The organism is Janthinobacterium sp. PLB04 (assembly GCF_021165895.1).
Classification (GTDB): Bacteria; Pseudomonadota; Gammaproteobacteria; order Burkholderiales; family Burkholderiaceae_D; genus Janthinobacterium; species Janthinobacterium lividum.
Genome location: NZ_CP088968.1, coordinates 1192248 through 1211626, shown reverse-complemented (window position 1 = coordinate 1211626; position 19379 = coordinate 1192248). Strand labels below are relative to the sequence as shown.

At 64.0% G+C, this 19379-nt stretch carries 20 protein-coding genes; 7 read left to right on the top strand and 13 right to left on the bottom strand.

Annotation, left to right across the window (positions count from 1 at the left end; all coding sequences use genetic code 11):
• The first annotated feature begins 128 nt into the window (after positions 1-128).
• Together LSO07_RS05330 and LSO07_RS05325 are read left to right on the top strand one after the other, a co-directional pair.
• A complete protein-coding gene (locus LSO07_RS05330; RefSeq protein WP_034785367.1) occupies positions 129-686 on the top strand; it encodes a sigma-70 family RNA polymerase sigma factor in 558 nt (185 codons plus the stop codon).
• Entirely contained in the window at positions 683-1399 is a 717-nt protein-coding gene (locus tag LSO07_RS05325) for an anti-sigma factor (RefSeq protein WP_151092684.1), read from the top strand. The genes LSO07_RS05330 and LSO07_RS05325 overlap by 4 nt, the downstream gene beginning before the upstream one ends.
• Here LSO07_RS05325 and proC read toward each other — a convergent pair whose 3' ends face one another.
• Positions 1400-2230: a pyrroline-5-carboxylate reductase gene (gene proC / locus LSO07_RS05320; protein ID WP_151092682.1), complete on the bottom strand. Its 831-nt coding sequence runs from the start codon at positions 2228-2230 to the stop codon at positions 1400-1402.
• A 22-nt stretch (positions 2231-2252) separates the two neighbouring features.
• Positions 2253-2954 (bottom strand): YggS family pyridoxal phosphate-dependent enzyme, encoded by a 702-nt coding sequence (locus LSO07_RS05315; protein WP_151092680.1) that lies wholly within the window; start codon positions 2952-2954, stop codon positions 2253-2255.
• Between the two features lie 70 nt (positions 2955-3024).
• Between LSO07_RS05315 and LSO07_RS05310 the strand changes: the two genes are divergently transcribed.
• The 4 genes from LSO07_RS05310 to LSO07_RS05295 all read left to right on the top strand — a co-directional run bounded on the left by LSO07_RS05310 (position 3025) and on the right by LSO07_RS05295 (position 7996).
• A complete protein-coding gene (locus LSO07_RS05310) occupies positions 3025-4068 on the top strand; it encodes a type IV pilus twitching motility protein PilT (protein WP_070258779.1) in 1044 nt (347 codons plus the stop codon).
• 3 nt (positions 4069-4071) lie between these two features.
• A complete protein-coding gene (locus tag LSO07_RS05305) occupies positions 4072-5211 on the top strand; it encodes a PilT/PilU family type 4a pilus ATPase (protein ID WP_191909587.1) in 1140 nt (379 codons plus the stop codon).
• 1 nt (position 5212) lies between these two features.
• Positions 5213-5698: a glutathione peroxidase gene (locus LSO07_RS05300; RefSeq protein WP_151092678.1), complete on the top strand. Its 486-nt coding sequence runs from the start codon at positions 5213-5215 to the stop codon at positions 5696-5698.
• Positions 5699-5884: 186 nt separating this feature from the next.
• A complete protein-coding gene (locus tag LSO07_RS05295) occupies positions 5885-7996 on the top strand; it encodes a putative bifunctional diguanylate cyclase/phosphodiesterase (RefSeq protein WP_092612856.1) in 2112 nt (703 codons plus the stop codon).
• Here LSO07_RS05295 and glcF read toward each other — a convergent pair.
• The 3 genes from glcF to LSO07_RS05280 are packed head-to-tail and all read right to left on the bottom strand — an operon-like array spanning position 7989 to position 11811.
• A complete protein-coding gene (gene glcF, locus LSO07_RS05290; RefSeq protein ID WP_151092676.1) occupies positions 7989-9227 on the bottom strand; it encodes a glycolate oxidase subunit GlcF in 1239 nt (412 codons plus the stop codon). The two genes, LSO07_RS05295 and glcF, sit on opposite strands and share 8 nt — an antisense overlap.
• Positions 9228-9233: 6 nt before the next feature.
• Positions 9234-10304 carry a glycolate oxidase subunit GlcE gene (glcE, locus tag LSO07_RS05285; RefSeq protein ID WP_151092674.1) on the bottom strand — a complete coding sequence of 357 codons (1071 nt, stop codon included), beginning with the start codon at positions 10302-10304 and terminating at the stop codon, positions 9234-9236.
• A 16-nt stretch (positions 10305-10320) separates the two neighbouring features.
• Positions 10321-11811 carry an FAD-linked oxidase C-terminal domain-containing protein gene (locus tag LSO07_RS05280; protein WP_151092672.1) on the bottom strand — a complete coding sequence of 497 codons (1491 nt, stop codon included), beginning with the start codon at positions 11809-11811 and terminating at the stop codon, positions 10321-10323.
• A 151-nt stretch (positions 11812-11962) separates the two neighbouring features.
• Here LSO07_RS05280 and LSO07_RS05275 point away from each other — a divergent pair, with 151 nt between their 5' ends.
• Positions 11963-12517 carry a cob(I)yrinic acid a,c-diamide adenosyltransferase gene (locus tag LSO07_RS05275; protein WP_034784827.1) on the top strand — a complete coding sequence of 185 codons (555 nt, stop codon included), beginning with the start codon at positions 11963-11965 and terminating at the stop codon, positions 12515-12517.
• 63 nt (positions 12518-12580) lie between these two features.
• Here the strand turns inward: LSO07_RS05275 and LSO07_RS05270 are convergent, their stop codons facing one another.
• From LSO07_RS05270 to LSO07_RS05235, 8 genes are all read right to left on the bottom strand, one after another.
• Positions 12581-12769 (bottom strand): hypothetical protein, encoded by a 189-nt coding sequence (locus tag LSO07_RS05270; protein WP_034749095.1) that lies wholly within the window; start codon positions 12767-12769, stop codon positions 12581-12583.
• An 86-nt stretch (positions 12770-12855) separates the two neighbouring features.
• The gene (locus LSO07_RS05265; protein WP_070278226.1) at positions 12856-13047 is read right to left on the bottom strand and encodes a hypothetical protein; all 192 of its coding nucleotides are present in this window, start codon (positions 13045-13047) and stop codon (positions 12856-12858) included.
• Positions 13048-13078: 31 nt separating this feature from the next.
• Entirely contained in the window at positions 13079-13459 is a 381-nt protein-coding gene (locus LSO07_RS05260) for a glutaredoxin family protein (protein WP_034784825.1), read from the bottom strand.
• An 81-nt stretch (positions 13460-13540) separates the two neighbouring features.
• Positions 13541-13726, bottom strand: a complete 186-nt coding sequence (locus tag LSO07_RS05255) for a hypothetical protein (RefSeq protein WP_034784824.1) — start codon at positions 13724-13726, stop codon at positions 13541-13543.
• Positions 13727-14027: 301 nt separating this feature from the next.
• On the bottom strand, positions 14028-16145 hold the full coding sequence (locus tag LSO07_RS05250) for an FUSC family protein (protein WP_318526550.1): 2118 nt from the start codon (positions 16143-16145) through the stop codon (positions 14028-14030).
• A 123-nt stretch (positions 16146-16268) separates the two neighbouring features.
• The gene (gene dxs, locus LSO07_RS05245; RefSeq protein ID WP_034784823.1) at positions 16269-18140 is read right to left on the bottom strand and encodes a 1-deoxy-D-xylulose-5-phosphate synthase; all 1872 of its coding nucleotides are present in this window, start codon (positions 18138-18140) and stop codon (positions 16269-16271) included.
• Positions 18141-19040 (bottom strand): polyprenyl synthetase family protein, encoded by a 900-nt coding sequence (locus LSO07_RS05240; protein WP_151092670.1) that lies wholly within the window; start codon positions 19038-19040, stop codon positions 18141-18143.
• 8 nt (positions 19041-19048) lie between these two features.
• Positions 19049-19300: an exodeoxyribonuclease VII small subunit gene (locus tag LSO07_RS05235; protein ID WP_034784821.1), complete on the bottom strand. Its 252-nt coding sequence runs from the start codon at positions 19298-19300 to the stop codon at positions 19049-19051.
• Positions 19301-19379: the final 79 nt, after the last annotated feature.

Here is a 19379-nt window from a genome sequence, read left to right as displayed (position 1 = left end):
TCCCTTCCGCTCGCGACGGTTTTGTTAGGCGTTGTGAAACAGGAAAACAACGGTAGAAAAGCGGGTTTCTGGCCTATACTCGGCATTAAAAACTTGCTAACCGTTTACTCTTGACGATTGCGCCAACCTTGCCAACGCTAGCCGCCCCTTACGATTACGATGCCGCCCTGCGCGCCTGCGCCAGAGGCGAGCAGCAGGCATTGCACGGTCTGTACCAGCAGGAAAGCCGCTACCTTCTGGGCGTGGCCCTGCGCATCGTGCGCCAGCGGTCCCTGGCCGAAGACGTGCTGCACGACGCCTTCCTGAATATCTGGCGCCGCGCCGGCAGTTTCGACGCCACGCGCGGCAGCGGCAAGGGCTGGATCTATGTGGTGGTGCGGCACCAGGCGCTGGACATGGCGCGCGCCCGCGCCCATGAACTGTCAGCCGACGAGGATACCGTGGAAACCCTGCTGCACCAACGCCAAGGCCACGACGCGGGCGAGGCCTATGCCGACCAGGCGGATCTGGGCAAGCTGCACGATTGCCTCGGCCACCTGGATGAAGCCAAGCGCAATAGCATCCTGTACGCCTACGTCGATGGCTGTTCCCACAGCGAAATCGCGCAGCGCCTGCAAGCGCCGCTGGGGACCGTCAAAGCCTGGGTCAAGCGGGGCCTGGCCGCCTTGCGGGAGTGCATGGGATGATCAACAGCGACGAGGAATTGCACAGGCTGGCCAGCGAATATGTGCTGGGCACCCTGGAACTGGCCGAACGCGCGGAAGTGGAACAGCGCTTGCCGCGCGATGCCGCCTTGCGCAACGCCGTCGATGCCTGGGAACAGCGCTTGCTGCCATTGACCACCCTGGCGCCGCCCGAAACGCCCTCGGCGCAACTGTGGCCGCGCATCAGCGCCAGCCTGTTCACGCCGAAAGCCGTGCGGCAGGCGGGCGGCTGGCAAGCGTGGTGGAACAGCCTGGCCTTCTGGAGACTGCTGGCTGGCGGCGGCCTGGTGGCGACAGCTATGCTGGCCGTGCTGGTCAGCGTGCAACTGCAAGCGCCGGGCGGACCCGGTTATCTGGTGGTGCTGGTGGCGCCGCAGGATAAATCGCCGGGCTGGATCGTGCAGGCGGGCGGACGCGGCGGCAAGAACCGCGACCTGAACCTGATCCCGCTGGGCCCGACAAACGTGCCGCAGCAAAAAGCCCTGCAATTCTGGACCAAGGGCAAGGATTGGGGCGCGCCTGTCTCGCTGGGCCTCGTCAAGCCGGGGCAAAGCCTCAAGCTGACCCTGGACAAGCTGCCGCCGCTGCAAGCCGATCAACTTTTTGAAATCACCCTGGAGCCGGAAGCGGGCTCGCCAACGGGGCGGCCGACAGGACCGATTTTATACATAGGCCGCGCCGTCAAGGTGATCTAATTACTTCGACAGCTCGTCACCCATCTCGCGCCCCCGTTGCGCGGCCGCCTTGATGCCCTTGACGATGGCCGCTTTCACGCCGCTCTCTTCCATGCTGGTGAGTGCCGCATACGTCGTGCCGCCCTTCGACGTGACCCGCTCGCGCAGCAAGGACACGGGCTCGCTGGAGTTCGCCGCCAGTTGCGCGGCGCCCGTAAAGGTGGCAATCGCCAGCTGCGTGCCCTGCTCCGGCGTCAAGCCCAGTTCGGCGGCCGCCTGCTGCATCGCTTCGATAAAGTAAAACACATAGGCGGGACCGCTGCCCGACACGGCCGTGACCGGGTCGATCTTGGCTTCGTCATCGAGCCAGACGGTCTGGCCGACGGCGCGCAGGATGGCGTCCGCCATCTTCTTCTGTTCCTCGCTCACGCCGCTGCTGGCCACCATGCCCGTGATGCCCATGCCGATCAGGGCCGGCGTGTTCGGCATGCAGCGCACGATGGCGGAGTAGTCGCCGAGCCAGCGCGACAGGTCGGCCGCGCGGATGCCGGCCGCGATCGACAGGATCAACGGCGCCCTATCCCCGTCGAGGAAAGGCAGCAACTGGGCCGCCACTTCGCGCATGCTTTGCGGTTTCACGGCCAGCACGATCACATCCACGCCGCGCAATGCCTCGCCCGCGGAAGCCGCCGTCGTGACGCCGAATTGCGCCTGCAGTTTTTCCAGCGCCGGCGCGTGCGGATCGATCACGTGGATATTGCCGCCCAGGGTCAATTTGCCCGCCAGGCCCGCGATCAGGGCGGCCGCCATGTTGCCGCCGCCTACAAAGGCGATATTCAATTCTGTCGTCATGGTTATGCTTTCTGTCAATCAGTTAGGAATAGTTGCGGGAGCCGAAGATGGCGCTGCCCACGCGCACGATGGTGGCACCCTCGAGCACGGCGGCGCGCAAGTCGGCCGACATGCCCATCGACAGGGTATCGAGCGCCAGCCCTTCGGCATTCAATTGTTCGTACAGCGCGCGCAATTGCGCAAAGGCAGCGCGCTGAAGCTGGAGCTCCGTTTCCGGCTCGGGGATGGTCATCAGGCCGCGCAAACGCAAGCGCGGCAGCTGCGCCACGGCGCACGCCAGGGCCGGCAATTCGGCCGGCGTCACGCCGCTCTTGCTGGCCTCGCCGCTGATATTGACTTGCAGGCAGATATTCAGGTCCGGCAAGCCGGCCGGGCGCTGTTCGGACAGGCGCGCGGCGATCTTTTCCCGTTCCACCGTGTGCACCCAGTCGAAATGCTCGGCGATGGGGCGCGTCTTGTTGCTCTGGATGGGGCCGATGAAATGCCAGGCCGGGGCTTGCTGCGGTGCGGCTTCCTTCACAAAGGCAATCTTGTCGAGCGCTTCCTGCAGATAGTTTTCGCCAAACGCCGCCTGGCCCGCGCGCATGGCTGCCAGCACGGCATCCGCGCCGAAGGTCTTCGAGACGGCCAGCAGGGTCACGTCGGCCGGCGCGCGCTGCGCGTCAGCGGCGGCCTGCGCAATACTGTCGCGCACGGCTTGCAAGTTCTGTTCGATTGTGGACATAATCATTTTCTAGTGTATAGGGGCGGCGGCACAGTGCGCCAGCCCATCAATGCAGGCACAGGGATTATAAATGGACATCTCCGAACTACTCGCTTTCTCCGTCAGCAACAAGGCTTCCGACTTGCACCTGTCTTCCGGCCTGCCGCCGATGATACGGGTCAACGGCGACGTGCGCCGCCTGAACGTGGCGCCGCTCGAGCACAAGGAAGTGCACAGCATGATCTACGACATCATGAACGACAGCCAGCGCAAGGCGTATGAAGAAGCGCTGGAATGCGATTTCTCGTTCGAGATTCCCGGCCTGGCCCGCTTCCGCGTCAACGCCTACAACCAGGAACGGGGCGCCTCTGCCGTGCTGCGCACGATTCCGTCGAAGGTGCTGACCCTGGAAGAACTCAACGCCCCGCGCATCTTCGGCGAACTGGCCATGCGTCCGCGGGGCCTCGTGCTGGTGACGGGACCGACGGGCTCCGGCAAGTCGACCACCCTGGCGGCCATGGTGAACCACGTCAACGAGCGCCTGAACCACCATATATTGACCATCGAAGACCCGATCGAATTCGTGCATGAACCGAAGAAATGCCTGATCAACCAGCGCGAAGTGGGCTCGCACACGCATTCGTTCAGCAATGCCCTGCGCTCGGCCCTGCGCGAAGACCCCGACGTGATTTTAGTGGGCGAATTGCGCGACCTGGAAACCATCCGCCTGGCGCTGACGGCGGCCGAGACGGGCCACCTCGTGTTCGGCACGCTGCACACCTCGTCGGCGGCGAAATCGATCGACCGCATCATCGACGTCTTCCCGGCCGAGGAAAAGGAAATGGTGCGTGCCATGCTGTCCGAATCCTTGCAAGCCGTCATTTCGCAGAACTTGCTGAAAACCAAGGATGGCGCGGGCCGCGTGGCCGCGCATGAAATCATGCTGGCCACGCCGGCCGTGCGCAACCTGATCCGCGAAGCGAAAGTGGCGCAAATGTATTCGGCCATCCAGACGGGCAGCAATGTGGGCATGCAGACCCTGGACCAGTGCCTCACCGACCTGGTGCGGCGCGGCACGATCTCGGCGGAAACAGCCCGCTCGGCCGCCAAGGCCCCCGAAAACTTCCCCGGATAAGCCATGCAGACGACGCACGAACACTATGGCGCCATGCACGCGCTGCTGGCGCAGATGCGCGCACGGGGCGGCTCGGACCTGTTCATCACGGCCGGCTTTCCGCCCGCCATCAAGCTCGACGGCAAGCTGACGCCGCTGGCTGGCGGCGCGCTTGACGCGGCACAGGCGGCCGGCTACGTGCGCGCCGTCATGAACGAACGCCAGGCGGCCGAGTTCGCGTCCAGCCGCGAAGCCAATTTCGCCATCAGCCCGGAGGGGCTCGGACGTTTCCGCGTATCCGCCTTCGTGCAGATGGGCCAGGCAGGCATGGTCTTGCGCTTGATCAATACCGCCATTCCCACACTCGATGGGCTGGGTTTGCCCTCCATCCTGCAAGACATCGTGATGAGCAAGCGGGGCCTCGTCATCATGGTGGGCGCCACGGGCTGCGGCAAGTCGACCACGCTGGCGGCCATGGTGGGCCACCGCAACGCGCACAGCCACGGCCACATCATCACCATCGAAGACCCCGTGGAATTCATCCATCCGCACGGCAACTGCATCGTCACCCAACGCGAAGTGGGCGTCGATACGGATGACTGGGCCACGGCCCTGAAAAACACCCTGCGCCAGGCGCCCGACGTGATACAGATCGGAGAAATACGCGACCGCGACACCATGGACCACGCCATCGCGTTTGCCGAAACGGGCCATCTGTGCCTGGCGACCTTGCACGCGAACAACGCCAACCAGGCGCTGGACCGCATCATCAATTTTTTCCCCGAAGAGCGGCGCCAGCAATTGCTGATGGACCTGTCGCTGAATTTGAAGGGCATGATTTCGCAGCGCTTGATTCCCAGCAAGGAAGGCGGCGGGCGCAAGGCGGCGCTGGAAATCCTGCTCAACTCACCGCTGATGAGCGACCTGATCTTCAAGGGCCAGGTGCACGAGATCAAGGAACTGATGAAAAAATCGCGCGAGCATGGCATGCAAACCTTCGACCAGGCCCTGTTCGACCTGCACGAAGGGGGCGCCATCAGCTATGAAGACGCGCTGCGCAATGCGGACTCCGTCAACGACCTGCGCCTGACGATCAAACTCAAGGGCGCGACGGCGCCGGAACCGCCCCCGCAAACGGGCGCCACCAAACTGGGACTCCTCTGACATGACCAGCATCCACGATTTCCAGGCCGAGGCGCTGGACGGCACGCCGATCGACCTGGCGCAATACAAGGGCAAGGTGCTGCTGATCGTCAATACGGCCAGCGCCTGCGGCTTCACGCCGCAGTACCAGGGGCTCGAAACGCTGTACCGCGAATTTCACGACCAGGGCCTGGTCGTGCTGGGTTTTCCCTGCAATCAATTCCGCCAGCAGGAACCGGGGTCGAATGCGGAGATCGGCGCCTTTTGCGAGAAAAACTTCGGCGTCACCTTCCCCCTGTTTGGCAAGGTCGACGTGAATGGCCCGCATACCCATCCCCTGTTTGCGCAATTAAAACAGGCGGCGCCCGGCATATTGGGCACGCAGTCGATCAAATGGAATTTCACCAAGTTTTTGGTGCGCAAGGATGGCAGCGTCTTTCGCCGCTATGCGACGGCCAGCAAACCGGCCAGTCTGGCAGCCGACATACGGCAATTGCTACAGGAGTGAAAAATGCAATACTTTGATTTAAGACAACAATCATGCGAAATCTATAAAACCGTATTTATTTCATGCCTGATATCAATATTGTGTTTCAAATAGCAAATATCGGTGATAATGTTTACATAATTATTCGCAGATATCGATCAAAAAACGATGCCAGTCTTTGGGAAAATATTATCTTCATGGATGCGGATGGGTAGTTATTCCCGCCTCTTCATCCCTATTACCTTCCTGATACTCGCCGTTTCCGCTGTACGCTATCACGCCCTGCTGGGTACGGAAACGGCGCTGGCCAATGCGCGCTACCAGAGCGACGCCCGGCAACTCGACCTGTTCCTGGCCAATAGCGTGCTGCCGCTGGCCGTGCATACGGACCGGCATGCGATGCACGACAGCGTGCAGCAAGCGCTGCGCAGCGCCCTGCCACTGAACCGCAGCCTCGCCTCCGTGCGCTGGGATACGGCTGGCGGGCATGTCGAAGTGCTGGCTGACAACAAGCTGAGCGATGCGCTGGCCGACGGCGTGCCGGCGTGGTTTGCGCGCCTGGCGGGCATGGCGGCCATCCGCAGCCGCCTGACGGTGGCGCTGCCGGACGGCGGCGACGGCATCCTCGACCTGCACTACACGCCCGGCCGGCCCCTGGCCCAGGTGTGGCAAAGGGTGCGCGAGCAGGCCGTGCTCAGCACCATCAATATCGTCCTCGTCTTCCTCCTGCTGGGCTTGATCCTGGCGTCGCACCGCAAGCTGCTGGCGCGGCTCGTGCAAGCGACGGACCGCTTTCGCGATGGCAACTTCGCCGTGCGCCTGGCGGCTGGCGCCACGCCCGAGGCGCAAGCCGTGTCGCAGTCGTTCAACGGCATGGCCGGCGATATCGAAGAACTGCTGACCTCGCTGAAAACCAGCCAGCGCCAGCTGGGCGAACAACTGAACGAAACCGTGCACATGCAGCAGGCGCTGCAAAAGCTGTCCTGGCAAAACTACAATGATGTGCTGACGGGTCTACCCAACCGTGCCGCGCTGGCCGCCCGCTTCGAGCAGGAACTGTTCCTGGCGCGCGAACGCCAGCGCCTGCTGGCCGTCTGCCTGTTCGACCTCGACCATTTCCAGGCCATCAATGACCGCTACGGCGCAGAAGCGGGCGATGAAATCCTCAAGCAGGTGGCCGGGCGCCTGCACGCCTTTACGGGCCAGATCCATTACGCGGCGCGCCTGGGCGGTGATGAATTCGTCCTGCTGCTGTGCGGCCAGGCCAGCATCGCCAGCATCGAACAGAACATCACCCAATTGATGCAGGAACTGAGCCGCCCCTATCATTGCGACCAGCAGGCGCTGCACATGACGGCCAGCGTCGGCATCGCCGTCTACGCGGGCAAGGACCTGAATACGGAAAGCCTGCTGCGCCATGCCGACCACGCCGTCTACCAGGCCAAGCTGACGGGGCGCAACCAGTATCACTTCTTCGATACCAATCTCGATGAGGAAGTGCGTACCCACCACAACCAGCGCACGGAAGTGCGCCAGGCCCTGATCAATGGCGAACTGCGGCTGTACTACCAGCCCAAGGTGAATATGCGGGCCGGCACGGTGGTGGGCATGGAAGCGCTGCTGCGCTGGCAGCATCCGCGCCGCGGCGTGCTGGCGCCCGCGCAGTTCCTGCCGCTGGTGGAACAGACGGATTTGATCATCGACATCGGCGAATGGGTGCTGCGCCAGGCCCTGTGGCAAATGCAGCGCTGGGTCGCTTGCGGCAAGCACTGGGTGGTCAGCGTGAATATCGCGGCGCGCCACTTCCAGCAACCGGACTTCGTCTCGCGCCTGGAAACCATTCTCGGCGAATTTCCCGGCGTACGCGCCAGCATGCTGGAACTGGAAATCCTCGAATCGTCGGCCCTGCACGACATCGAAGACGTGCGCCGCATCATCCGCGCCTGCCAGGCGCTGGGCATCACGTTCGCGCTCGACGATTTCGGCACCGGCTACTCGTCGATGTCGTATCTGAAACGCCTGCCGGCGAATATCGTCAAGATCGACCAGAGCTTCGTGCGCAACATGCTCAACGACCGCGACGACCTGCACCTGGTGCGCGCCGTCATCGGCCTGGCCCGTTCCTTCAGCTTGACGGTGATCGCCGAAGGCGTGGAAAGCGTCGAGCATGGCGCGCGCCTGATCCAGCTGGGCTGCGACCTGGCGCAAGGCTACGGCATCGCCCGCCCCATGCCGGCCGACGCCGTGCTGGAGTGGGCCAACAATTTCATCCCTGCGCCGCAATGGCGCATCGCGCAATACAACGAAGTGCCTATTTGACCGGGGTCAAGGCGGAGTCGATCAATTCGATCCAGTGCCGCACGGGGGTCTCCGTGCCCGACTGCAGGTGGCTCAGGCAGCCGATATTCGCCGACACGATCATCTCCGGCTCGCACGCTTCCAGGTTCGCCACCTTGTTGTCGCGCAGCTGCTGCGACAGTGCCGGCTGCAGGATCGAATACGTGCCCGCCGAACCGCAGCACAGATGGCTATCCGCGCACAGGTGCACGTCGACGCCGACGGCGCGCAAGACCTGCTCCACCTTGCCGCGCACCTGCTGGCCATGCTGCAGGGTGCATGGCGGGTGGTACGCCACGCGTTTCCCGATGCGTCCTTTCAGCAGCGCCGCCAGTTCCGCTTCGAAGGCCGGCATGATCTCGGACAAATCGCGCGTCAGTGCGGCGATGCGCCGCGCCTTCTCCGCATACTGCGCATCGTGCGCCAGCAGGTGGCCATATTCCTTCACCGTGGCGCCGCAGCCGGACGCCGTCATGACGATGGCTTCCGCGCTGTCCGCGCAGTCTACGTAGGGCCACCAGGCGTCGATATTGCGGCGCATGTCGTCCAGCGCCGCTTCCTGGTCGTTCAGGTGATGGCGCAGCGCGCCGCAGCAGCCCGCCTTCGGCGCGACGATCAGCTGCACGCCGAGCGCGTCGAGCACGCGCGCCGTGGCCGCGTTGATGTTGGGCGACATGGCCGGCTGCACGCAGCCGTCGAGCAGCAGCATGGTGCGCGCGTGCCGGCGCGCCGGCCATGCGCCAGCGGCGGCGCCGGGTCGCAATTTATCCTGCAAGCTTTTCGACAGCAGCGGCCGCAGCGCCTGCCCCGCCTTGTACACGGGCGTAAACAGCCAGCGGCGCGGCAAGGCTTCCCTCAGGGCGAAGCGCAAGGCCCGTTCGCGCAAGGGCCGCTGCACGCGCTGCTCGACGACGCTGCGCCCGATGTCGACCAGGCGACCGTACTGCACCCCGGACGGACAGGTGGACTCGCAGTTGCGGCAGGTCAGGCAGCGGTCCAGGTGCGTCTGCGTCTTGGCGGTGACGGGCGCGCCTTCGAGCACTTGCTTGATCAGATAGATGCGCCCGCGCGGGCCATCGAGTTCGTCGCCCAGCAGCTGGTAGGTGGGACAGGTGGCCGTGCAAAAGCCGCAATGCACGCAGGCGCGCAAAATGGCTTCGGCTTCGTCGCCTGCCGGCGTATTCTTGATGAAATCGGCGAGATTGGTTTGCATGCGCGCTCAATACATTCTGTGCGGGTTGAAGATGCCGGCCGGGTCGAAAGCCTGCCGCAGGCGCTGGTGGATGGTGGCCACGGCCGGCGCCAGCGGGTGGAACACGCCCACGGCCTTGTCGCCGCCGCGGAACAGGGTGGCGTGGCCGCCGGCGGCCGCCACGGCCTGGCGGATGTGCCGGGCGCCGTCGGCATCGGCATCGCCATCGAGCTTCAGCCAGCGCTGCGCCCCGCCCCACTCGATCAGCTGGCGCCCCTTTAGAATCATGGCGCTGGCGTGCGGCGGCAACGACAAGCGCCACAGGCTGCCCGCGCCAGTAAAGAAATCGTGCGTTTGCTCGCGCACGGACAGCCAGAAGGCGGCCGCGTCATCGGCTGCCAGCAGCTCGCCTTTCAAGGATTGCAGGGCCGCAGACACGGCCGCCTCGGCACCGGACAGGCGCACCGTCAACACGCCGTCATGCCAGCAGCTGGCCGATATCGGCAGCGGTTTGCCAGCCCATTCATTGAGCATGCGCAAGGCGGCGATTTCCGCACAGGCGACGCGAAACGTCGCTTCGCGCAGCGGCAAGGGCAGCACTTTCAGCGACACTTCCAGGATCAGGCCCAGGGTGCCCAGGGACCCCGCCAGCAGACGCGAGACATCGTAGCCGGCCACGTTCTTCATGACTTGCCCGCCAAACGCCAGGCGCTCGCCATGGCCATCCATCAGCATGGCGCCCAGCACAAAGTCACGCAAGGCTCCTGCGCTGGCCCGGCGCGGGCCGGACAAGGCGCTGGCGACGACGCCGCCCACCGTGGCGTCCTGGCCGAAGTGCGGCGGCTCGAATGCCAGCATCTGGTTGCGCGCGGCCAGCGCCGCCTCGATTTCCGCCAGCGGCGTGCCGCAGCGGGCCGTGATCACCAGCTCCGTCGGTTCATAGTCGATGATGCCCGCATACGCGCGCGTATCGAGCACCTCGCCTTCGAACTGCTGGCCATACCAGTCTTTCGTGCCGCCGCCGCGCAGGCGCAAGGGACTGCCCGCCGCGCTGGCCGCCAGTATCCGCTGCCTGAATTGTTCCGCTATCGCTTGCAAAGGTGTCTCCGGAAAATTAAAAACGGGGCAGGTTGGCGAACGGCAGCCGCCCCGCCGTCACATGCATCTTGCCGAATTCGGCGCAGCGGTTCAAGGTGGGAATCGCCTTGTCCGGGTTCAGCAAGGTATGGGGATCGAAGGCGCGCTTGACGGCAAAGAAGGCATCGAGTTCGGCGCGCGTAAACTGCACGCACATGGAATTGATCTTTTCCATGCCCACGCCATGTTCGCCCGTGATGGTACCGCCCACGGCCACGCACAGGGCCAGGATGTCCGCGCCAAACGCTTCGGCGCGCTCGAATTCGCCGGGCATGTTGGCGTCGAACAGGATCAGGGGATGCAGATTGCCGTCGCCCGCGTGGAACACGTTCGCGCAGCGCAAGCCATGCGTCGTTTCCATGCCGGCGATACCCGTCAGCACTTCCGCCAGGCGCTTGCGCGGGATGGTGCCGTCCATGCAATAGTAGTCGGGCGAGATGCGCCCGGCGGCGGGAAAGGCGTTCTTGCGGCCGGACCAGAATTTCATGCGCTCCGCTTCCGACTGCGAGACGGCGATGGCGCTGGCGCCCGCCCCTTCCAGCACGGCCGTCATGCGGGCGATTTCCTCTTCCACTTCCTCGTGCGTGCCGTCCGCTTCGCACAGCAAAATGGCGGCCGCGTCGATGTCATAGCCGGCCTTGACGAATGGTTCGACCATGCGCGAGGAGGTCCGGTCCATCATTTCCAGCCCGGCCGGGATAATGCCGGCCGCGATCACGTTGGCAACCGCATTGCCGCCCGTGACGACGTCGTCGAACGATGCCATGATGACCCTGGCCGTGGCCGGTTTCGGTATCAGTTTCACGGTCACTTCCGTGACGATGCCCAGCATGCCTTCGGAACCGATGAAGACGGCCAGCAGATCGAGGCCCGGAGCGTCCAGGCATTCGCCGCCCAGTTCCAGCACGTCGCCATCGATGGTGACGATGCGTACGCGCAGCACATTGTGCACGGTCAAGCCGTATTTGAGGCAATGCACGCCGCCCGAGTTTTCCGCCACGTTGCCGCCGATGCTGCAGGCGATCTGCGAGGAAGGATCGGGCGCGTAATACAGCGCGTGGGGCGCCGCCGCTTCGGAAATGGCCAGATTGCGCACGCCCGGCTGCACCACGGCCGTGCGCGCATACGCATCGACGCGCACGATGCGGTTCAAACGCGCCGTCGACAGCACCACGCCATCGGCGATCGGCAAGGCGCCGCCCGACAAGCCCGTGCCGGCGCCGCGCGGCACGATCGGCACTTTCAATGCACGGCAGATGCCGAGGATGGCGATGACCTGTTCTTCCGTGTCCGGCAAGGTCACCACCATCGGCAGCTGGCGGTAGGCGGCCAGGCCATCGCATTCATACGGGCGCGTATCTTCCGCGTCGGACAGCACGCAGCGGGCCGGCAGCACGGCCAGCAGGGCCGCGACGACGGCTTGCTGGCGCGCGGCGGTCAATCCGGATTCAGGGGCAGCATTGAGCATAAGATGGAGGGCAAATGGGCATGGGCGTGCAACGATTGTAAGCACAAAAGTGGCGCGCGCCGCATTTTTTGTCCGATTTGCCCGCAAATCCGGGGCCAGGCGGCGCGCGGTGTCGTATGCTGCCCCCATTCTTCTTTACAGGATCGACATCATGGGCAACCGACTTTCGAAAATCGCCACGCGCACGGGCGACAATGGCAGCACCGGCCTGGGCGACGGCAGCCGCACCAGCAAGGACAGCGCCCGCATCCACGCCATGGGCGACGTGGACGAACTCAATTCGAATCTGGGACTGCTGCTGTGCGAAGCCATGCCCGACGCCTTGCGCGACGAGCTGGTGGCCATCCAGCACGATCTGTTCGACCTGGGCGGAGAAATCTGCATCCCCGGCTACCAGTTGATCAAGGAAGAGCACGTGCTGCGCCTCGACGACCTGCTGGCGAAATACAATGCGGACTTGCCGGCCTTGAGTGAATTCATCCTGCCGGCCGGCTCGCGCGCCGCTTCGCTGGCGCATGTGTGCCGTACCGTGTGCCGCCGCGCCGAGCGCAGCATCGTCGCGCTGGCCAATGCGGAACCCCTCCACGAGCATCCGCGCCAGTACGTGAACCGTCTGTCGGACCTGCTGTTCGTGCTGTCGCGCGTACTCAACCGCTTTGCCGGCGGCAGCGATGTGCTGTGGCGGCATGACCGCACGCGGGGATGACATAAAAAACGGCGATGCCTGTCAAACCGCATCGCCGTGCTTTACCAGCTGCCAGGTTGTTACTCAGCCGCAGGCCTGAAGACACACTTTATTGGCGCGGACGCATGAAGGAACACTGAACTCCATGACACAGGCATCGAGCGCCATATAGCACTCGGACTGGCATTCGGAAATGTCGGCGGTACTACTGGCCATCGCATACGAGGCGCTCACGCCCATGGCAAACAAAAAGAAACCCAGTTTTTTAAACATTGGTACTCCTTTGTGGAAATGTCAGACGATGAGCAACATCCATGGCGCGCCGTCCCTTACGCGTCATCCATAAGTGCCTCCGCGCGTCAGTTATGCGGCGGGCGCAGGCATTCCTTCTGGCAAGCCTGATAATTTTCCATGCAGGCCGGCTGGCCGAATTCCACGCAATCGAGCAGGTTGCGTTCGCAGACAAAGGTGCAGTCAGGGCCACCGGCATGGACACTGAAGGACAGCGCAGCACCGGCGGCAAACAGGAAAGCGGCAATCTTTTTGAACATGGGGAGCCTTTCAGGTTAACAAGTTGAAACGTCAGATTTTCTTCAGCGCCGCTTCCAGCGCGCCAGTATTGAAACCCTGGATCTTGCGGTTGCCGATCAAGACCACGGGTACGCCGCCGCCGCCGAGTTCTTCATGGGCTTTTCTCGCTTCCGGTGATTTCTCGATATCGAGATCGACGAATTCGATCTTGTTTTCCTTGAAATACGCGCGCGTCTTGGCGCAATAGCCGCACCAATCCGTACCGTACAACACCACCTTCGCCTGGGCATTCGGGAAATATGCGGCGTAATTACCCTCGGTGTAATTCGGCTTGAGCAAACCGGGCAACAAGGACAGGCCATACCCGCTGCCCAGGCCGGCGGCCAGGATCAAGCCATACATGGCGATGGTTTTAATTTTTTTCTGCATCATAAGTATTGTCAGAGGCGTCAATGATCGAGGGCGGCTGGCGCAGCGTGCGCTTGCCGGCCGCCTCGCAATGCAACATGGATATCAGGCGCCGATTTGGCAGACTTTCAGGCAGGCTTTGTAACTGCCTATGCAAAAGGGGGATCTGTCGCCGTTCATCATCGTGCATTCCCGCAATTCCTCTTCGCAGCTGGAGCAGCCGATATCCGAAGCAATGGCATAGGAAGCACTCAATCCCACGGTAAAAATAAATGCGGCAATCTTTTTCATTTACTACTCTCCATGTGAGCTATTGCACCAGGCAATCGCGTCAGACCAGTCGTAAGAAATTTCATCTTTGCTTGCTACAAAATCGAATATAGACCGCACTTATTTTAGAGTCAACGTTTCCTTTCGATAAATTTCCAGTTTGGAAAATATATCGGGACAGCCCATGAAATGTGGAATTTGGAGAGATTGGAAGGCGCCAAACGTCTATACAATATTGGCGCCGCAATCAGTAAAGGCCGGTTGCGGGCGCAGCCGGCCGAGCGGCTACACGACGCCGAAAAAACGCGTCAGCACGATGGCGTCACCGCGCGCCGCCAGCCAGCGCCTGCACATGCTCGCGCAGCAAGCCGCGCAGCAGCTGCACCTGGGCCACGGCATCGGCCTGCAGGGCCGTCAATCCCTCGGCAATGCACGGAGCAGGCGCGCCGGCATCGGCTTCACCACGCAGCAAGGCATCGATTTCCCCGCTGACGGCGGCAATCCACCGTTGCAATTCGGGCGGCGCAGGCTCGGCCTGGGGACTCAGACTGATGCGCGCCGTGCTGCCCGCCACGCGGCGCAGCAGCGGCAGGGTGCGCAGCGCCGCCAGACCCACGCCGCTGCTGCGGTCCAGGCGGCGCTCGATGCGCAAGCGCTGCAAGACCTGTTCCGCGTTATTGCTGGCCAGTCCCGCCTCGCGGCGCAGGCGCGCGATGGCGCTATCCCAGCGTCCACCCGCCGCCAGCACGGCCAGCAGGTATTTCAGGTTGGCCGACACGGCTTTCGCCAGGCGCTGGTCCAGGTCGTCCGCCTCGCGGTCCGGCCACAGGAAAAATGTGGCCAGCAGGGCCAGCACGCAGCCCAGCACATTGTTGCCCAGGCGGCTCATCGCATACACCATCTCGCTGGCTGGCGCCGCATAATCGGCCACCAGCACGAAGGCCGGCGTCATGAACAGCACGTGCAGGCTGTAGCTGACGCGGCGCAAGGCCATGGTGGCGACGATCAGGGGAAACACCACCAGCGAGATGCCCAGCGGCGTGTAAATGACCAGACCGATCAGCACGGCCAGCACGGCGCCCAGCACGCTGCCCGCGACCCGCTCGATGCCGCGCGGCCAGGTGGTCGACACGGACGGCTGCAGTATCAGCAAGGTCGCCATGGTGGCCCAGTAGCCGAACGGAATATGCAAGGCCTCGACCAGCAGGAAGCCGGCCGTCGTCGCCAGCGACACGCGCGCCGCATGGCGCCAGCTCAGCGACTGCGGCGTGGCGTTGACTTTTGCCGTCTGCCACGCCTGCCCCAGCGCTAGGAAGGCCGCCTCGCGCCACGGCAGCTGCGCCGCGCGCGGCAAGCCCAGCTCCATGAAGTCCACGTTCAGGCGCAGCGGCAGCAAGGCGCCCAGCGCCGCTTCCAGGCGCCGTCCGCAGCCGGCCAGGCGGCGCTGCAAGGCCAGCGGCGGCGTTTCCGGCTGGCGCTGCACGGCTTGCCCCAGGCGGCGCAGCAGCACGGCCATCACTTCCAGGCTGCGCCGCGCGCGCGGGTCCTGGCGCAGGCGCTGCTGCTCGCGCTCGCACGTATGCGTGACGGCGATCAGATAGGCGAAGATGCGCTCGGCGTCGCTGAGCGCCAGCAGCAGGTTGTCGTACAGGGCGCTGCGGCCCGCGCGCGCGGGCGGCACGGCAGCCAGCGCCACCCGCGCCGCTTCCAGCGCGGCGCGCGCCTGCGAACGGTAGCTGGCGCCATGCGCGGCCGCGTCCGCCTGCGCGGCATCATGTGCGAGAAAGCGCGCATTGTCGCGCGCGATGCCGGCCAGGCGCGAATACGCGGCGCGAATGGCGCGCCTGGCAGGGCTGAACGGGTGGATGCGCCAGATGGTAAAACTGAGCACGGTGGCGAACAGGCAGCCGAACATGTACAGGCCCAGGAAAGGCGCCGTCTGCGTCATCGATTCCAGCGGATGCGTGACCATCACCACGCACGCCGTGGCGGCCAGGATGGCCACCTGCGCCGTGGCCGCGCCCCAGATGCGCGCCAGCGCGCCGGCCCAGGAAAACAGCAGCACGGCAACGGCCGCCGCCGCCACGCCATGGCCGGCCGCCAGCGCCGTCAGGCCGCCGGCCACGGTCGACAGCAAGCCGAAGCCCACCATCGAGACGAAGCGCATGCGCCGCGTGCCCGCCGCGTCTGCCAGGCAAGTCCAGAAGGCGCCGATGGCGGCCCAGGAAAAATCGGGGTGGTCGAACAGCAGGCCCAGCAGCAGCATGGCGCTCGAAGCGCAGGCGGCCCGCAAGCCCTCGGACAGGTTCGTTTCGTCGATGGCCAGGCTGACCATCCACAGGGGGCGGCGCTGCGCCAGGGTATCGGTATAGGCGTGCATGCCCGTCAGCCAGCGGCTGGCCAGCGCGCGCGAACGGCGGTGAAGTTTCCTGAAATGCAAGATCGGCTTTGAAAGGTATCAAAGCGTCATCGTAGCATTCTCAAGCGAAAAATGTTGCAGTGCAACGTAAATGACAGCAGACGAAGCGACACCGCGATGTCGCTTTCCCGTATGCAAGCCAGCTTAGCTGACAGCTGCCAGGCGCGGCGGCTGCGTGCCGCCAAAGCGCTGCTCGATCGAGGCGGCAATGCCGGTGGCGTCCAGGCCCACGCTTTTCAGCAGCTGCACGGGGTCGCCATGGTCGATGAAGGTGTCGGGCAGGCCCAGCATCAGGATCGGCTTGACGATGCCTTCCGCTGCCAGCGCCTCGGCCACGGCCGAACCGGCGCCGCCCATGATGCAGCCCTCTTCCACCGTCACCAGGTAATCGTGCTCGGCGGCAAGCTGTTTCACCAATGCCACGTCGAGCGGCTTGACGAAGCGCATGTTCGCCACCGTCGCGTCGAGCTTCTCGCCCGCCGCCACGCTAGGCGCCACCATGGAACCGAAGGCCAGGATGGCGATGCGCTTGCCTTGGCGCTTGATCTCGCCCTTGCCAATTTCAATGCTCGTCAGTTCCGGCACGATGGCCACGCCGGCGCCGGCGCCGCGCGGATAGCGGATCGCGGCCGGGCCAGGATAATGGTAGCCCGTCGTCAGCATTTGCCGGCATTCGTTTTCGTCGGACGCGGCCATGATGACCATGTTCGGGATGCAGCGCAGGAATGCCATGTCGTAATTGCCCGCGTGCGTGGCGCCGTCGGCGCCCACCAGGCCAGCGCGGTCCAGCGCGAACGTCACGTCCAGGTTTTGCAGGGCCACGTCGTGGATCAGCTGGTCGTAGGCGCGCTGCAGGAAGGTCGAATAGATGGCCACGACGGGTTTCAAGCCTTCGCAGGCCAGGCCCGCGCCAAACGTCACGGAATGCTGCTCGGCAATGCCGACGTCAAAGTAACGGTTCGGATATTGCTGTTCGAACTTGACCATGCCCGAACCTTCGCGCATGGCTGGCGTGATGCCTACTAGGCGCTTGTCGTGGGCGGCCATGTCGCACAGCCAGTTGCCGAACACTTCCGTGTACGTCATCTTGCCCGGCGCCGTGGCCGGCTTGATGCCTTCCAGCGGATTGAACTTCGGCGTGCCGTGATACAGGATCGGCTCCGCCTCGGCCAGCTTGTAGCCTTGCCCCTTCTTGGTGACCACGTGCAGGAATTGCGGGCCCTTCAATTGCTTGATATTTTGCAAGGTCGGGATCAGCGAATCGAGGTCGTGGCCGTCGATGGGACCGATATAGTTAAAACCGAACTCTTCGAACATGGTGGCGGGCACGACCATGCCTTTGGCATGCTCTTCAAAGCGCTTCGCCAGTTCCAGCACGGGGCCGGGCAAGACGGACTTGCCGACATTTTTCGCTGCCGCATAGAACTGGCCCGACATCAGACGCGCCAGGTGGCGGTTCAGGGCGCCCACGGGCGGCGAGATCGACATGTCGTTGTCGTTCAGGATCACCAGCAAGTTGACGTCTTCCTGCACGCCCGCATTGTTCATCGCCTCGAAAGCCATGCCGGCCGTCATCGAGCCGTCGCCGATCACGGCGATCGCATGCAGCGGGTCGCCCTTGATCTTGGCGGCCTGCGCCATGCCCAGCGCGGCCGAGATCGACGTCGACGAGTGCGCCGTGCCGAAGGTGTCGTATTCGCTTTCGTCGCGCTTCGGGAAGCCGGAAATGCCATCCTTCTGGCGCAGCGTGTGCATGCGCTCGCGGCGGCCCGTGAGGATCTTGTGCGAATAGGTCTGGTGGCCCACGTCCCACACGATGCGGTCGTGCGGCGTGTTGAACACGTAATGCAGCGCGACAGTCAGCTCGACCGTGCCCAGGTTGGACGACAAGTGGCCCCCCGTCTTGGAAACGGAGTCGAGCAGGAAGCTGCGCAGTTCCTGGGCCAGCGGCACCAGTTGCGAGCGGGCCAGCTTGCGCACTTGCGCTGGTTCATTGATGGTTTCTAACAGTTTCATTTATGCCTTCCGCTGCACGACCAGGTCCGCCAGCTCGCGCAAACGGCGTGCCTTGTCCCCGAATGGCGCCAGCGCCGCATGGGCGTCGCACCGCAATTGTTCTGCCAGGGCTCTCGATGGTTCCAGCCCCAGTATCGATACGTAAGTGGGCTTGTTGGCGGCCGCATCCTTGCCTGCCGTCTTGCCCAGGGTGGCCGAATCAGCCGTTGCGTCGAGCACATCGTCGACCACCTGGAACGCCAGTCCGACGGCGCGCGCATACGTGTTCAGCGCCGTCATCTCGTCCGCCGTCAAGTCCTTGCCGGCCAGCGCGCCGAGAATCACGGCCGCGCGCAGCAAGGCGCCCGTTTTCAGTTGATGCATCTGTTCCAGCTGCGGCAAGGTCAAGGCCAGGCCGACGCTGTCGAGGTCGATCGCCTGGCCGCCGCACATGCCGGCCGAACCGGAGGCGTGCGCCAGCAGCTTGATCATCGCCATTTGCCGCGCCGGAGGAATGGCAGCGCCATCGGCCAGCAGCATGAACGCTTGCGATTGCAGCGCGTCGCCGACCAGCAGGGCCGTCGCTTCATCGTAGGCGATGTGCACGGTGGGCTTGCCACGGCGCAAGGCATCGTCATCCATGCACGGCATGTCGTCATGCACGAGCGAATACACGTGAATCATTTCCAGCGCGCAAGCAGCACGGGCGAGGGTATCTTGATCGGCATCAAACAATTCGCCAGCCGCCATCACCAGTAACGGACGCACGCGCTTGCCGCCGCCCAGCAGCGCATAGCGCATGGCAGCGTGCAGCTTGTGCGGCACGGTATCGGCCGCCGGCAGGAACTGGTCGAGCCGGGCTTCCACGCCGGACTGGGTGGCTTGCATCCAGTCGCTGAAGGTCACGCCATCTTGTTGCATGCTGGCCATCATTGGGCGGCCTCGCCGGCATCCACGAACGGTTTCAACATGTCGCCTTCGAGTACTTTCACCTGCGCTTCGACGCTGTCGAGCTGGCTTGCGCAATACTTGACCAGTTCCGAGCCGCGCTGATACGCCGCGACCGATGCTTCCAGCGGCAACTGGCCCGCTTCCATTTGCGTTACCAGCTGCGCCAGTTCCGCCATTGCCTCTTCAAACGAGGCCGGCGCTGCGGCAGCGGCAGTTAATTTCTTCGACATAGACTCAGATCTCTTCGTGGCACGAGGGGCTTGTAGGGAGACGCCGGGGATTCCCGGCCAGCATAGAAGCGTTATTTTA